This is a genomic window from Microcystis sp. M061S2, from assembly GCF_020245605.1.
GTDB lineage: Bacteria > Cyanobacteriota > Cyanobacteriia > Cyanobacteriales > Microcystaceae > Microcystis.
The window spans coordinates 26,004-41,156 of the sequence record NZ_JADBUP010000064.1; the positions used below are offsets into that span (position 1 = coordinate 26,004).

Annotated in this window: 11 protein-coding genes; 1 reads left to right on the forward strand and 10 read right to left on the reverse strand. The window is 43.8% G+C overall.

Going from position 1 to position 15,153, the window contains the following annotated elements:
• Positions 1–144 precede the first annotated feature (144 nt).
• The 7 genes from IM475_RS11695 to IM475_RS11725 form a co-directional block, all read right to left on the reverse strand.
• Positions 145–1,194: a DNA-methyltransferase gene (locus IM475_RS11695; protein WP_159253314.1), complete on the reverse strand. Its 1,050-nt coding sequence runs from the start codon at positions 1,192–1,194 to the stop codon at positions 145–147.
• 235 nt (positions 1,195–1,429) lie between these two features.
• On the reverse strand, positions 1,430–2,440 hold the full coding sequence (gene trpS, locus IM475_RS11700) for a tryptophan--tRNA ligase (RefSeq protein WP_106908992.1): 1,011 nt from the start codon (positions 2,438–2,440) through the stop codon (positions 1,430–1,432).
• A gap of 61 nt (positions 2,441–2,501) precedes the next feature.
• Positions 2,502–3,815, reverse strand: a complete 1,314-nt coding sequence (locus IM475_RS11705; protein WP_287727652.1) for a dolichyl-phosphate-mannose--protein mannosyltransferase — start codon at positions 3,813–3,815, stop codon at positions 2,502–2,504.
• 15 nt (positions 3,816–3,830) lie between these two features.
• The gene (locus tag IM475_RS11710) at positions 3,831–4,457 is read right to left on the reverse strand and encodes a Uma2 family endonuclease (protein ID WP_079207946.1); all 627 of its coding nucleotides are present in this window, start codon (positions 4,455–4,457) and stop codon (positions 3,831–3,833) included.
• Between the two features lie 34 nt (positions 4,458–4,491).
• Entirely contained in the window at positions 4,492–6,540 is a 2,049-nt protein-coding gene (locus IM475_RS11715) for a DNA phosphorothioation-associated putative methyltransferase (RefSeq protein WP_287727653.1), read from the reverse strand.
• A gap of 43 nt (positions 6,541–6,583) precedes the next feature.
• Positions 6,584–7,363, reverse strand: coding sequence for a photosystem II electron transport protein, Sll1252 family (locus IM475_RS11720; protein WP_287727654.1), 780 nt, complete (start codon positions 7,361–7,363; stop codon positions 6,584–6,586).
• 71 nt (positions 7,364–7,434) lie between these two features.
• On the reverse strand, positions 7,435–7,944 hold the full coding sequence (locus IM475_RS11725; RefSeq protein ID WP_002789175.1) for a hypothetical protein: 510 nt from the start codon (positions 7,942–7,944) through the stop codon (positions 7,435–7,437).
• Positions 7,945–8,275: 331 nt separating this feature from the next.
• Between IM475_RS11725 and pyrC the strand changes: the two genes are divergently transcribed.
• The gene (gene pyrC / locus IM475_RS11730) at positions 8,276–9,310 is read left to right on the forward strand and encodes a dihydroorotase (protein ID WP_287727655.1); all 1,035 of its coding nucleotides are present in this window, start codon (positions 8,276–8,278) and stop codon (positions 9,308–9,310) included.
• 44 nt (positions 9,311–9,354) lie between these two features.
• Here the strand turns inward: pyrC and IM475_RS11735 are convergent, their stop codons facing one another.
• The 3 genes from IM475_RS11735 to IM475_RS11745 all read right to left on the reverse strand — a co-directional run.
• Positions 9,355–12,087 carry a cation-transporting P-type ATPase gene (locus IM475_RS11735; protein ID WP_287727659.1) on the reverse strand — a complete coding sequence of 911 codons (2,733 nt, stop codon included), beginning with the start codon at positions 12,085–12,087 and terminating at the stop codon, positions 9,355–9,357.
• 152 nt (positions 12,088–12,239) lie between these two features.
• Positions 12,240–13,535 carry a Glu/Leu/Phe/Val family dehydrogenase gene (locus tag IM475_RS11740; RefSeq protein ID WP_287727656.1) on the reverse strand — a complete coding sequence of 432 codons (1,296 nt, stop codon included), beginning with the start codon at positions 13,533–13,535 and terminating at the stop codon, positions 12,240–12,242.
• Between the two features lie 400 nt (positions 13,536–13,935).
• Positions 13,936–15,153: S8 family serine peptidase (locus IM475_RS11745; RefSeq protein ID WP_287727657.1), on the reverse strand; the 1,218-nt coding region annotated here is incomplete at its 5' end.

The following is a 15,153-nucleotide window of genomic DNA, read 5'->3' on the forward strand; positions in this document are numbered from 1 at the left end:
GTGGGAAATTCTCACGGGGATAACAATTCTTAGTCTGGGGGTAACTGCCGGACTCTGCTATTTTTATTTGCGATCGCATTTCCAATGATTGAAACTGCGAAAACAAGTTAAAAAAGGCTAATCATACCAAATCCGTTTTTAATACTATAATAATGATCCTTGAATATAAGTATTGCTTCTTTCTTTTTTAAATCTTTTAAATCTCTCTGCAGCTATCTCGCAATAGTCTGGTCGAATTTCAAAACCCACAAAAATTCTTCCTAATCCCAAGGCCGCTATTCCCGTGGAACAAGAACCAGCAAAGGGATCAAGAATTATTTCTACCGGATTAGATGAAGCTTGTATAATTCTCTCGACAATTGCTAAAGGAAATTGTGCGGGATGTCCGGTTCTTTCCTTAGAACTGCGCTTTTCTCCTGTAGTGACTTTAGGAACTTCCCACACATCAGAAGGATTTTTACCGAGGGGATTACAACGATATTTACCATTTTTCTTTTGATTGGGATACTTAACGTTAGGGTCACGAATATTATCTAAGTTAAAAGTATATTCTTGGCAATTTTTGAGATAAAAAAGCCATTTTTCATTGCGAGGACTAAGACGATTTTTTGTAGAAACACCAGCCCCATATTTCCAGACAATTTCTTGTAAAAGATAAAAGGGAGACTTATCCCAAAGAAGATAGGGAATCGGAACACATAATCCCTTTTCTGGTACTTCTAAATAACCAACATTTAGCCACAAAGCGCCGTTATCTTGAGTAATCTGATAAATTTGCCGCAGCCAATTAGCACACCAATCAACATAGTCATTGATTGAAAGAACTCGTTCATATTCTTTGCCAATATTATAAGGTGGTGATGTAACAGTGAGGTCAATTTTTATGTCACTATGAGATAGTTTAGACAAAAAGTCTGTGGCATCTCCTTGATAAAGAATAAAGCCGTTGTCCGAGTAAAAAGGTTGACCAAGATGACTAACCAGAATTTCTTTAAGAAAATTAAATTTGTTGGCTCTATCTTTTTCTAACTCTGGAGAAAATGGCTGTAGTAAGGAGGAAGGAGCAATCTGAGTTGATTGATGATCAACAATTCCCTCTGCTAGATAAGAGTTTTGTTCCTTGCTGGCAATTGGACGAGACTCATCTTCCCTAGACGATAGTTTTTTTTGTTTCCGCTGGGACTCTACAACCATAATCTCAAAGGACAGGTAAGTATTTTGATAGTTTTAATTATGCCCTTATTTTACCAAAATATCACTGGAGTTGTGCTTAATTTAATAACTTTTGTAATCATTCTCCTTCCCTTACCCTGGATGGGGGGGTAAAACCCCACCAAGAGTTAAAGATTGACTGATAAAGCAGCGAGTTTTCCTTGAAAAATCTCAACTGAGTAGATTGATAATTAGGGTATGCACCCGAAAATTATCCCTAAAATGGTGGTAAATAACCCATGGCATTTTTGACTCGATCGAGAGTTTGATTGGCCACCGCTTCTGCTTTGAGACGACCTTGGCGTAAAACTGTGGCTAAATAATCTTTATCCTCTCTAATTTGAGCGTATTTTTCCTGAATAGGTTTCAGAGATTCTATGGTAACTTCTGTTAACATCGGTTTAAATTGTCCCCAACCTAAATCGGCACATTCTGATGCGACCACCTCTTGACTTTTTGCCGATAAAATGCTATAGAGAGTTAATAAATTATGGCATTCGGGCCGTTCTGGATCATCGAAAGTTAAACCCTTAACTAGATCGGTTTTACAGCGTTTAATTTTCTTGGCAATGACATCGGGACTATCGAGAATATTAATCCGACTCATCTCGGAAGGATCGGATTTAGACATTTTATTCCGGCCATCGGTTAAACTCATCACCCGCGCTCCTTCCTTGCGGATCATCGGATCGGGAAGTTTTAAAATTGGTTGTTTCGGTTGCCCAAAAAGATGATTAATTCTAACGGCTATATCGCGGGTTAATTCTAAATGTTGTTTTTGATCTTCTCCCACGGGTACTTTATCAGCATCGTAGAGGAGGATATCGGCAGCCATTAGTACGGGATAATCGAGTAAACCTGTGCCAACATTTTCCCCCTGTTTAATCGCTTTTTCTTTAAATTGAATCATATCGGTTAACCAATTTAAAGGGGTGATACAATTCAATAACCAAGTTAATTCTGTATGAGCTTTAACGTGGGATTGGACAAAGATAGTCGCATATTCTAAATCAATTCCGCAGGCTAAATATAAGGCGGCAATTGCTAAAGTATCCTCCGCAAGAGTGGCGGGATTATGGGGAACGGTGATCGCGTGTAAATCGACCACACAAAAGAAATTATCGTAGTCTTTTTGTCCCTCCACCCAATTGCGGATCGCACCGAGATAATTGCCTAAATGTAAATTGCCAGTTGGTTGCACACCAGATAAGATTCTTTGTTTACCCATAACTCATGCGATCGCTTTTTATCATGATTTCATTGTATCAGTTTTTGCCGCTAATTTCATCCTAAATCCAATTGGGAAAAATCATTCTCAGATAATAATCCCGCACTGACAGGGGAATGCCTAAATAAATTGGTAGCCAATGGACAAAAGCAAAAATTATCAAAATTATCAGCGAGCGCGAGCCATTTTTATAAATAGGACTGGAACTTTCTAAACCATCGGCTAAGAGCCAAGCTAGGGCAATCCAAGTGAAGCTATAGGCAGCCATATAATGATAGAGAAAGGTACAGCGACTAATTTTTAACCAGGGCAGCAGATTGGCAATATAGTTACAGATAAGATAGGCGGAAATTACTCGCTCTTTTCGGTTAAATAATCGACTAAAAACCACTAGAATTGCTCCCGTAGAAAACCACCATAAAAACGGATTTCCCATAGCGTGAACATCATAAATTTTATCACCTACTCTCTCAAAATAATAAGCCACCGGTCGTCCCATTACTAACCAACTATACCAGGGAGAACAATAGGGATGGACATCAGATTGATTACCTTTTATTCTCTGATGAAATGACCAAATTTCTTGATGTACTTGCCAAAAATTATATTGATGGTTGACGAGAAGATGCGGTATCCACAGCAAACTATAGGTAACAAGAGGAAAGACAATTAAGGCGATAAAAATGTCCTCTAATCTCAGGTTAGTTGCCTTTGTCCAAAGATGATCTTTTGACTGCTCTTGATTAAATAATTTTATTAACCAAGCAATACCGATAAAAATAAATATTCCTAGTAAAAATCCTAAGCCATTCCATTTAATATTTGCCGCTAAACCGAAACAAACCCCCGATAATAATAGCCAATTGAGTTTCTGATTTTTCTGGAGTGCTAATAAAAAAAATAATTGTCCAGACAAACCGAATAAAATCAAGTAAATATTATTGAGAGCATAGCGGGATTCCACCAGAAATAATCCGTCTAAACTGGCGAGGAAAGTTGTGATTAAAAATACAGTTTTTCTCCGAGTTAATTGATAAGCAATTCCCCCAATAATTAGGGGAATAAAAGAACCAGTCAAAGCATTTAACCAGCGATAACTAAAAGTTGAGCGCAGGGAACCTGTTAAATTATTAATGGTTTCAGGATCGGCAGGAAAATGGGAACCAATCCAGATACTAATAGCAATTAAATATTGACTTAACGGTGGATGAGACTGGAAAAATTCTTTACCGATTAGATATTCATTGCCGTATTTAGCATAATAAACTTCATCGAAAACAAGTGTATTAAATTGACTGAGATTCCAAAATCTTATCGCCAGAGAAAATAAAAATATCGCTAGGATAGATAGGTTAAATTTTACTTGAGAATTCATGGAAAATAATAGTTATTATAACTGGGAATTTTCTGTTAAACGCGAGCGAAATTCTTTGACAGCCAAACGGGGATTAGGATGGTTGACGTATTCGGCTAATAATTCTAAATTTAAATCTGGTAATAAAGCACTTTTAGGGATTAAAATATATTCGCCATTCTCTTGCAAAGAATAGATTTTTAACTGATTATCTTGCCAAAACCAAACCTCTTGAGTTCCTAATCTTTGATAAACTTCTAAAACTTTCAGGCTGCCACTGGTTAAGATTATTTCGATCGCCAAATCAGGAAACTCTTTTTCTGTAAATAAACAAAAACATTTGTCAGGTTCTTTTCCCGCTTCTTTTTCCTGTTTTCGCAAAGTGGTGGAACCTAATCCCCAGAAATCAATTTCAGCATATTCTAAATAAGCTTCTACTAATCTACCAATATCTTCTTTACTAACTTCGTGACGACGACTAGGAGCCATAATTTCTACCATTCCATCTAAGTAAGTAATGCGATAACTGGAACTATCTTCTAAATGTTTTAATAGGGTTTCGTACTGTTGCCAATTAACCCCAGAAATAAACATTCTTTGTTCAGGATCATTCGCTTTTAACTCGAAATCTTCTAATCCTTGTAACCGAATCGTAGTCATCATAAAATTAATTACCTCATCTATTTTACTTAATTACTCAGGAAGACTTATTTTGATTTCTTCTGGCGTTAATTTTAGCGCGTAAAATCCTCACTTTATAGGGATCGGCATCTTTTCGCCACAGAATCTGATAGCCTTTGATTGTAGCACAATGCTCCTCTAAACATTTTTGCCAACCCTGTAAACGTTCGATCGCTTTTCTATCTTCTAACAATCCCCAATCCTTTTCTAATTGAGTTAAGCGAACTAATTTATCATAGTTGGGATAATTAGCCGTTACTAAAAGCTCTTTTTCGTGTAAAATTGGCGGATTAGGACTATCCCGATAATCGCGAAAACTAAAATCAGCGGAACCTAAATATACATCCATGCTAGTAGCTAAAATCGGATGGATTTCTGTATCAAAATCGGGGTAATAGAGATAGGAAATTTTGGGTTGACGAAAGGATAAACGAATAACATTAGCATTTTCTAACCGTCCGATAGTTTGACTAGCACAACCTTCATATAAGCGTAATAACATCGGTAATTTTTCCAGAATGCTAATATGAATAGTTAGGGAATAACGGGAAAGTTTGCCTAAAGAACTATTTTCACAAGTACGAGCGATCGCTGGCAGATTTCCCGCACTTATTAACACTTCTTCTGCTAAAGCGCAAGCATTGCGATAACTGCCAAATAAAGCTTTAAAATCGGCACGGGTAGCGGGGGATAATTCCCGTACTTTCGGACAGTGGCTAAATTGACTTAAAGCTAAATAAAGTAAAAGATCGGCGCGTCTTTTATCGGCAATTATCTCCCAGTCTTCCGCTTCTGTTACTTGTAGAATCACTTGAAAAGCTCGTCTAAAAGTGCCAAATTCTGCCTTAATTTCTTCCTCTTGTAATAATTCTCCTGCGACGGGTAAACGTCCCTGCTGGGTGTAAAATTCCATTAGGGGAGTCAATAGATCTTCGTAATCTTCAAAGCGTTTGAGATGGGTTTTAATTTTAGGAGTGGTAGTGCGGGAACGACATCTCGATAAACGAAAAGTTTCCGCTTTTTCTTCCTCTCGAAAAACTAGATAAATTCCCAAAGTTATCGGAATAGAATCAACCCCCAAAGTGTTATCAATATACTGTTTTAGTTCTTCCTGTTGATAGTATTTTTGAAAGGTATTGCGACGGGTTATAATTCCATCTTCATAAGCCATTAAACCCCGTTCGCTATCATCAATTAAAATCTGTGCTGAAACAATTAAAACTTGACGGGTTAATTGCCAAGCTTTTAATAAAGCTTCCTGCCGTTCTTCGGCGGATTCAATAACATTAATTACATAGCCTAAATTAACAATATCAGATTCAATTAAAGGACTATCGGGACGATAATAAGGATCCCAACCTTCACTTTGATAACCCTGTTCAGCTATGCGTTCTATATCACCTCCATAACCACAACCGTAATCAAAAAAAGTGGTTTCAGGAAGAAATAATCCCGCCGCTAATGCTAATCTTGTCGGACGAGAAAGGGTTTTGCGAACAAGAGCGGCTTTGTGGCGATCAATTATTATCGATTTTTCCTTTTGTCCCTCTAGATTACAAACTAAATAATCTCCTGCAAAATCAAGGTGATGCTTTCTTAAAAGCCGTTGCCATTCCTGTTTAGTACCGATGGGATAAGAACTGTTTAAAAGTCCTAAAGCACTCTCGATTTTTGTGAGATGCTCGAATTCTTGATAAAGAGGATAGTCCCTAGTAACAAAAGTTTCTTTTCGGTGTAAAATGGGCGGATTATCAGCATTTTGATAATTCCATTCACTTAAGATTAATGTCCCCAGATCTACCACTAAACTTTTAGTTAAAACTGGGTGAGGTTCCCGATCAAAATCGGGATAAAAAAGATAGGATATTTTCGGTTTATCGGTGCTAAATTTAATTATTGTTGCCTCGGATAAATGCTGATTAATTCTTGCTTGTTGTTCGTAATTCTGGAGGATAGGATCCAATTGATGTAATGCTTCTCGATGAACATAAAGCGCCCCCGGTAATAGTTTACCGATGGGACTAACTTGACACAGTTGCACGATTACGGCGAAATTCTCAGCCATGGCAATTAATCTGTCTAATAACAAATTCTAGAGACAGAAAAAACTAAATAAATCTAGTTAAATGAACCCGATAGCGCTCTTTTTTTGTCACAGTAACCTCACCCACTTCTAGACGACCTTTTCCCCGAAAAGAAATCAAATCACCGGTTTTAACATTATAACTAGATTGACTGATATCTTTCCAGTTAACTCGCACATCTCCGGCACTAATTGCCTCGGCCATTTTACTGCGAGAAATGCCAAAACCCGCCGATGCAATCGCATCTAAACGTAAGGAAGCTTCCACAGTATTAATTTCTTTTTTTTGCGGGGGTCTAACTTTTAATTCCGTCAAAGGAATCGGGCTAGTTTTCACGGGAACCGAACGCACTTGTCGCAAATTAGCAGATAAAAAATCTGCCAATTCAGGCACTACAATCGCCTGCGCTCCTCGCTCACCTAAAACGATTATATCGCCGACTTTTTCCCGGACGATCCCTGTCCCCAACATTGCCCCTAAAAAATCCCGGTGGTTAGCGGTATCAAAAAGAAAATTACCGGCAATATCAAGGGCAGATAGGGGAATATCTGTCACCGTCAAAGGTAGATCAACTCTAGCAATACCGAGGCGCTGTCTTTCTGCTTGGGGATAACCGCCCCATTTCTGCATTGACACATCGGTTAAACGCTGAAAAACCCGTTCTACTTCTGCCAGAACTGCGGGAGAAAGAAAGTCTGTCACCGTCACTTCCCAAGTCTTAATCGCTTGTTCGGCTTTATCAATAACTTTCGCTATTTCCTCGCGGTTTTCAACACCCTTTAGTAATTCTTCTCTTGGTAACATTGTTTTCTGGTAATTAATCAAAAATTCTTAGGAAAAAATCAGATGAACCATAACTTATTCCCGATAACCGTTCATCTTTCTAGGGCGTATCCTTGCAGATTTTCGGGGTTAAATTGACGGAGGATAAGAGTCGCTTGATTTTTTAGGTTTTCCGAACCCTGCACGATAATAATATATTTTCCAGCACCGAGACGATTGCGATAGGGAAGTGCATCGCCACTGCCGGACGATAAACCCACGCCACCACCGACGAAAATACTGCCCATCGCCCCCCCAATCGCCCCGGCAATACCGCCGACGATATGATTGCCCGGTTCTCCGGCCCAATCAAAGGTATGCAATCCCGTAATCAGGTTAAAAAGGTAGCCCCCGGCAAAACCGAAGGGAATTAGCCAAAAAGCCATGAGAGTGGCCCGTTTTTTGGCTTGTTGAAAGGGATCGATCAAACCGAACTCATCGGCACTTTTATAGCCGCGACCGAGAATGGTCACTTGAGATTGGGGAATTCCCGCCTTTTCCAGGGCAACGGAAGCTTCTTCTGCTTGTATGCGATCAGCTAACACGGCAATGAGATAATTCATATTCTCCAACTTTTCAGGCTATCTTCATCTCCTATTGTAAGGATTTTGGGGACTGAAAAGCCGATCGATCGAGAAAATATTCAAGGGGATGCGTTAGTCAATCTTAGATAGGATTGATTAATGTGGAATTATTAGCAATTCAAGAAATTGCTCTATCTTGGTTATTTCTGGCACTAATTAACCCTAAAGATCGAGGAAGAGATGCGCGGCAGCTTATTAGTTAAAACCGACTTGACTGCTGAAATAAGGAATTGATTCCCTGACCGAAGATTGACTTCTCTCTTGTGTTTAGTTGTGGCGCTGGGATTCCTAACCGTTGTATGATGGAAAAATGCGAAGACTCACAATCACTCGACCCGACGACTGGCACCTTCATCTCCGCGATGGTGCGGCACTGAAAGCGGTTCTACCCCATACGGTGCGTCAGTTTGCCCGTGCCATTATCATGCCAAATTTAAAGCCCCCAGTGCGCTCGGTGGCCGATGCCGCCTCCTACCGCGAGCGCATTCTGGCAGCAGTTCCAGAGGGTCAACAGTTCGAGCCACTGATGACACTATATCTCACCGATAATACCAGTCCCGAAGAAATCATGGCGGCGAAAGCCTCCCAGTTTGTCAAAGCGGTGAAATACTACCCAGCCGGTGCGACAACTAATTCCGACTTGGGGGTGACGGACCTTCGTCGGTGCGATGGCGTTTTGGCAGCGATGGAGCAGGTAGATATGCCGCTACTACTGCACGGAGAAGTCACCGACGGTGATATTGATGTGTTCGATCGAGAGAAAGTGTTCATTGAGAAGCACTTGCTCCCACTGATAACGAGATTTCCGAAACTGCGCGTCGTGTTTGAACACATTACCACTGCCGACGCGGTTAAGTTTGTTCTATCTGCTAACAACAACGTCGCCGCCACAATTACGCCCCAACATTTATTGTTTAGCCGAAACATTCTCTTTACCGGTGGCATTCGTCCCCATTTTTATTGCCTGCCGATTTTGAAACGAGAGGATCATCGTTTGGCACTTTTGCAAGCGGCAACATCGGGCAATCCCAAGTTTTTTCTAGGGACCGATAGCGCGCCCCATTCTCGCTACAGCAAGGAAAGTTCCTGTGGCTGCGCGGGTTGTTATTCGGCTCTGCACGCCCTAGAGTTGTACGCAGAAGCCTTTGAGAGTGTCGATGCAATTGAGCAACTGGAAGGGTTCGCCAGCTTCCACGGTCCAGATTTCTATCAACTCCCCCGAAATACCGAACAAATCACCTTAACCAAAACCCCTTGGCGCATTCCCGATGAATTGCCATTTCCCGAATCCGGACTGGTGCCGTTACGAGCGGGTGAAGAGATAAGCTGGCAATTAGGGGAATAGAAAACCGCCAGTCTTGGTAGTTGCGGTCAAGAATTCAAGATTAGTTATTTCCCATGACAATGAGGAGGATCGATAACATTGGCAAAAATTGCCCAAAACACCATGAGCGGCATCGGCAATAAACAGATTAGCCATTGATGACCGGTTAGGGTCGCCGTTGCAAACAGACTGTTCATCACCCCCCATTGGCTAAACAAAATTTGTAGGGCAACAGCAGCCACAATCCCCAAAATTAGGATTGGTGCATTAGTAATCGAGGTTGACTGACGACGCAGGTAGTTAACTAGGCTCATCCCTAATTGGCTGATACTGAGCAGATAGATAACCCGTGCTGCCACAAGGGATTGAATTGCCATTGTGCGGGCAACGGCAATATCTCCTGTGGTCGATTTAGCCCACTCAAACATACCAAAAATCAGAATCCAGTTAAACAATGAAACAGCCAAAATTCGGCGCAATAGTTTTTTGGTGATCAAAGGTTCATTGGGATTGCGTGGTGGTGACTGCATAATGCTGGGGGATTTTGCTTCAAAGGCCAGGGGAACAGTCATCGTGACCGAGTTGATCATGTTCAACCAGAGTACTTGTAGGGAGAGAATCGGTAAATCTCGTGCCAGTAAAGTACTGATCAGAATGGTCATCGATTCGCCACCATTGACAGGTAAGAGAAAGGAGATCGCCTTGCGTAAGTTTTGATAAACGGTGCGTCCTTCTTCGACAGCGGCCTTGATCGAGGCAAAGTTATCATCAGTGAGGAGCATATCAGCAGATTCCCTGGCGACTTCCGTTCCTCCTTTCCCCATGGCAATGCCGATATCGGCCTGCTTGAGAGCCGGCGCATCATTAACACCATCGCCCGTCATCGCCACGATTTCTCCTTGAGACTGGAGTACTTCCACCAGTTGCAGTTTTTGGGTAGGGGCAACCCTGGCAAATACCGATCCATCTTCAACCGCTCGGGCCAGTTGATGATTATCCATTTGCGCTAATTCTTTTCCCTCAAATGCTAAGACTTGTGCTGCCGTTTCAATGCCCATCCGTTCCGCGATCGCCCGTGCCGTGACAAGATGATCACCAGTAATCATCTTGACCCGAATCCCGGCAGTTTGACAGGCATGAACGGCAGCGATCGCCTCTGGACGAGGCGGGTCAATCATGCCCTGTAATCCTAGAAAAACCAAGCCTGTTTCGATATCCTCATGGTCGATAGAATGCTGATGAGAAGCGGCTGCTTTTTTGGCGAAGGCAAGCACCCGTAAACCCTGCTCTGCCATCGTTTCTACCGCTTGCTCGATCTGTTGGGCGTTCAGCGCGGTCATCTGACCATAGCGATCGATCATCTGGGAACAACGACGCATCAGCGACTCAACCGATCCCTTGACATAGATCAGGCGAGGTATCCCATCATGCAGGGTTGCCATGTATTGGTACTCAGATTCAAAGGGAATTGCATCTAATCGTGGGGTTAAAGACAATAGCCCCAATTGACTGAGACCTGCTTTGGCGGCGGCCGCAATCAGCGCCCCTTCCGTAGGATCCCCCACCACTGACCAATCTTCTCCCGTTTGTTTTAGCCCGGAGTCATTACAAAGCAAACCAGCTACCAGACAATCCCCTAGGGCCGGGGGCAATTCGTCCGCAAATGGGCTGCCAGGGTTGCCATCGGTGATCAGACTAATTTCGCCCTTGGGACTATAGCCACCACCACTAACGGCGTAATATTGCCCCTCGGTATAAATGGACTGTACAGTCATTTGATTTTCCGTTAGGGTTCCGGTTTTGTCGGAACAAATGACGGTCGCACTCCCCAATGCTTCCACTGCGGGCAGTTTACGAATAATCGCATGACGACGGGCCATGCGGTTGACCCCAATGGCCAAGGTAATCGTTACCACTGCCGGCAGCCCTTCTGGAATCGCACTCACTGCCAGGGCAACGGCAGCTTCAAACATATCGATCCAAGATTTCCCCCGTCCTAACCCGATGGCAAAGGTCAAGGTTGCTAGGGTCAAAATTGCGTAAAGTAGGGTGCGGCTAAATTGGGCAAATTTACGGGTCAGGGGTGTGCTAAGGCTGACTCGGCTTTCCATCGACTGGGAAATCTGCCCCACTTCGGTGGCGTTGGCCGTAGAGACAACGATCCCTTTGCCCTGTCCAAAGGTAACGAAACTCCCTGCGTAGGCCATGTTTGTCCTTTCTGCTAGGGGCGTATCCCCGGGTAAGGGTTCGATCGCTTTTGACCCGGGCAAGGATTCCCCGGTCAGGGCAGACTCATCCACTTGCAAATTGCGGACTTTCAGCAGCCTCAAGTCCGCTGGCACTTTATCCCCCGATGCCAATAAAACGATATCTCCCGGCACCAAATCCCGAGATGGAATCCGCAGGGTTTGTCCCTCTCGCAACACCGTCGCTTCTGTGGTTACGGCTTTGGCTAGGGAAGCGATCGCACCTTCCGCCTTAGCTTCCTGCACATAGCCGATAATGGCATTGATCAGGGTAACTCCCCAAATCACCGAGGCATTCGTCCAAGACCCTAAAAATGCCTTAATAGTACCCGCAAGCAAGAGAATATAGAGTAGCGGCTGATGAAATTGCCCCAAAAATCTCAACCAAGCTGGTTTCCCCGGCTTAAATCGCAGTTCATTCGGGCCATATTTTTCGTAGCGACTGGCCACTTCTTCTGCTGATAAGCCCGCTGACCCATCGCTGGTCAAGTATTCAATCACCTCTGGTTGAGAAAGTTGATGATACAAGGGCAACGATAATTGGACTGGCATCATGCTCGACCATATTTAGGGTTTGCGGCAAAAAGTTTTTCCTGGGGAAGTGGGGAAGTGGGGAAGTGGGGAAGCTGTCTCATCACCCTATCACCCCAAAACCCTATCACCCTATTTATTTCCTGACGACCGACGACCGACTCCTGACGACCTTAAGCTCTCGTCTTATTTTGGTAATAGTCGCGGGTTCCCTTGGCATCTAGGGCTTCACCGAGACGATCAATGGCGTGGGCGTAGGCGGCGGTACGCAGAGATATATCGAATTCCTGGGCGAAAGACCAGACTTTTTCAGCTTCTGTCACCATTCTTTCTTTTAGGCGCTCATTTATCTCGTTTAATTGCCAATAAAGACCGCTGCGATTTTGCACCCATTCAAAATAACTCACCGTTACCCCACCCGCGTTAACCAAAATATCGGGGAAAACGAGAATCCCTTTTGAGTCTAAAATGCGATCGGCTTCTGAGGTAGTTGGACCGTTGGCCACTTCAAAGATATATTTTGCCCGCACGCGATCGGCATTTTCGGCGGTAATTTGGTTTTCTAGGGCAGCTGGAATCAAAACATCCACATCTAGGGCTAATAATTCTTCATTACTAATCGCCTCGTGTTCGACGATATTACACACGGTACCCTCACAGTAAATAGCAGTAATTCCGCGATGTTCCTGTTTATACTCACGAATGCTGGCAATATCTAGACCTTTTTCCCGATAAATGCCGCCCTGGGAATCACTTACCGCTACCACTTGATAACCGGCTTTGGCGAGGAGATCCGCCACTACGGCCCCGGCGTTACCGAATCCCTGGACGGCCACGGTAGTATTAGCGGGTTTTTTGTCTAATTTCGGCAAAAGAGAGTTAATAACATGAAAAGCCCCCGTTCCCGTCGCCGTATCGCGGCCGCGACTGCCTCCCATGGTTAAAGGTTTCCCCGTCACCACCGCCGGACTAATTTTACGCTGAATGATGCTGTACTGGTCCATCATCCAACCCATGATCATCTCGTTGGTATAGACATCGGGGGCAAGAATATCGATATCGGGACCGATAAAGTCGGCTATACCCTCGATATAGCCCCGGCTAAGGCGTTCTAACTCGGCTTTTGACAATTCTTTCGGATTGAGGGTAATGCCGCCCTTAGCCCCACCAAAGGGCAAATCCAGCAGGGCGCATTTAAAGGTCATCCAAAAGGCTAGGGACTGCACCTCATCGATGTTGACGTTGGGATGATAGCGCACCCCTCCTTTGCCGGGGCCGCGGGTGTCATCGTAGCGGACGCGGTAGCCTTGGAAGATTCTTAAAGTGCCGTTGTCCATACGGACGGGTATGGAGACGCTGAGACTAGCTTTGGGATATTTTAACCGCTCGATCGCATCATCGGAAATGGAGACATACTTAAGGGCCCGTTCTAGGCGACTGCTGGCATCGGTAAAGAGTGATTTCGACATGATTTTTTTCCCCCTATCTATCCCCATTAGAACATGGAAAAAAAGTATATTTCGCTACAGTTTATTTTTCTTAATTAACCATGGGCGGGAATTGCCGACAAGTGTTCTCAAACAAGGTTATTGTTGAGTTAACTTCAGTGAGTAAGCGATTTTCCGGTACATCATCCACCCCCAGGATGCGATCGCTTAATTCCATTTAATTTTAACTGGCAACAATACTAAATCTGGTTATTAAAAACTGATTATTTATTCTCCGTTTTGCCTGAGTGCCTCTTGCCTGAGTGCCTCTCCTCATAAGTAACCTATACTCAACGGATTTAGTATGAGAGCCAAGAATCAGCCATCAGCTTTTCGCTGATGGCTGAAGATAAGAAATCTGAGGCCGAAAAACAGCCAAGTTTTAGGCGACATTACCTGCTGTGGCCGTAATAATTTGACGTACTTGAGCATCGGTCAGATTCGGATTGGCACTCAACATTAGGGCCACCACTCCGGCCACATGAGGTGTTGCCATGGAGGTTCCACTCAAGAAACCATAGCCACCATTAGGGAGAGTAGAATACACTTGTACGCCTGGAGCGGTGACATAGCTCATCGAAGAATTGGAGCCAGCACGATTGGAGAAGGAAGCCATCTGGTTAGAACTATTAACGGCACCTACGGCAAGACCCCAAGAGGTGGCACTGGAAGCGGGATAACCGGGTTGAGCTGCCCCCTCATTACCAGCGGCCATAACCACGATAACACCGCGACTGCTGGCATACTGGAGGGCCGATTGAATTGCACTGTCAGTGCTACCACCGCCCAAACTCATATTAATCACATCGGCACCGTTGTCCACGGCGTAGCGAATTCCTTGGGCAACGCCACTAGAGCTCCCACTACCAGAATCGCTCAAAACTTTCACCGGCATAATTCTGGAATTGTAGGCCACACCAGTGGCTCCGAAACCATTATTAACAGCAGCAATGGTTCCCGCCACATGAGTACCATGGCGGTTGCCATCTAAAGTGTTATTATTGCCATTGGCAAAGTTCCAGCCATAAACGTCATCAACGTAACCGTTGCCATCGTTATCAAGGCCATCATTGGCAATTTCGCCCGCATTCGTCCAAATATTGCCCGCTAAGTCGATATGATTGCGGTCAACTCCTGTATCTAGTACAGCAACGACGACTCCTTGTCCTGTATAACCTCTTGCCCAAGCTTCCGGAGCATTAACTAAGTTAACCCCCCAGTCATTAGCACCACCAAAAGTGGGGACATTGGCAAAAGGACTTTCATTCAAGGCTCCAGCGACGGCTTTCGCGGCATTAACTAAACCGTATCCTGAAATGGCACTATATCCTGGTACAACTGTGGCTGTGGTCGCCGACAGGGTTAAGTTATAGTTAGTGCTGCCACTGTAGGGATAAACCCGGATATAGTAAGTACCCGCACCGAGTTGACCAGTAATACTCTCACTGCTGTTACTGCCATTAGTGGATCTAGTAATCACACTGCCATTACTATCTAATAAGGACACATCGGCATCGGCACTTAATCCCGTTAAATTGAGGCTAAAGTTGCTGCTGCCTGCTAAACTAAAACGATAGTAATCATTGGTGTCTGTAGAACC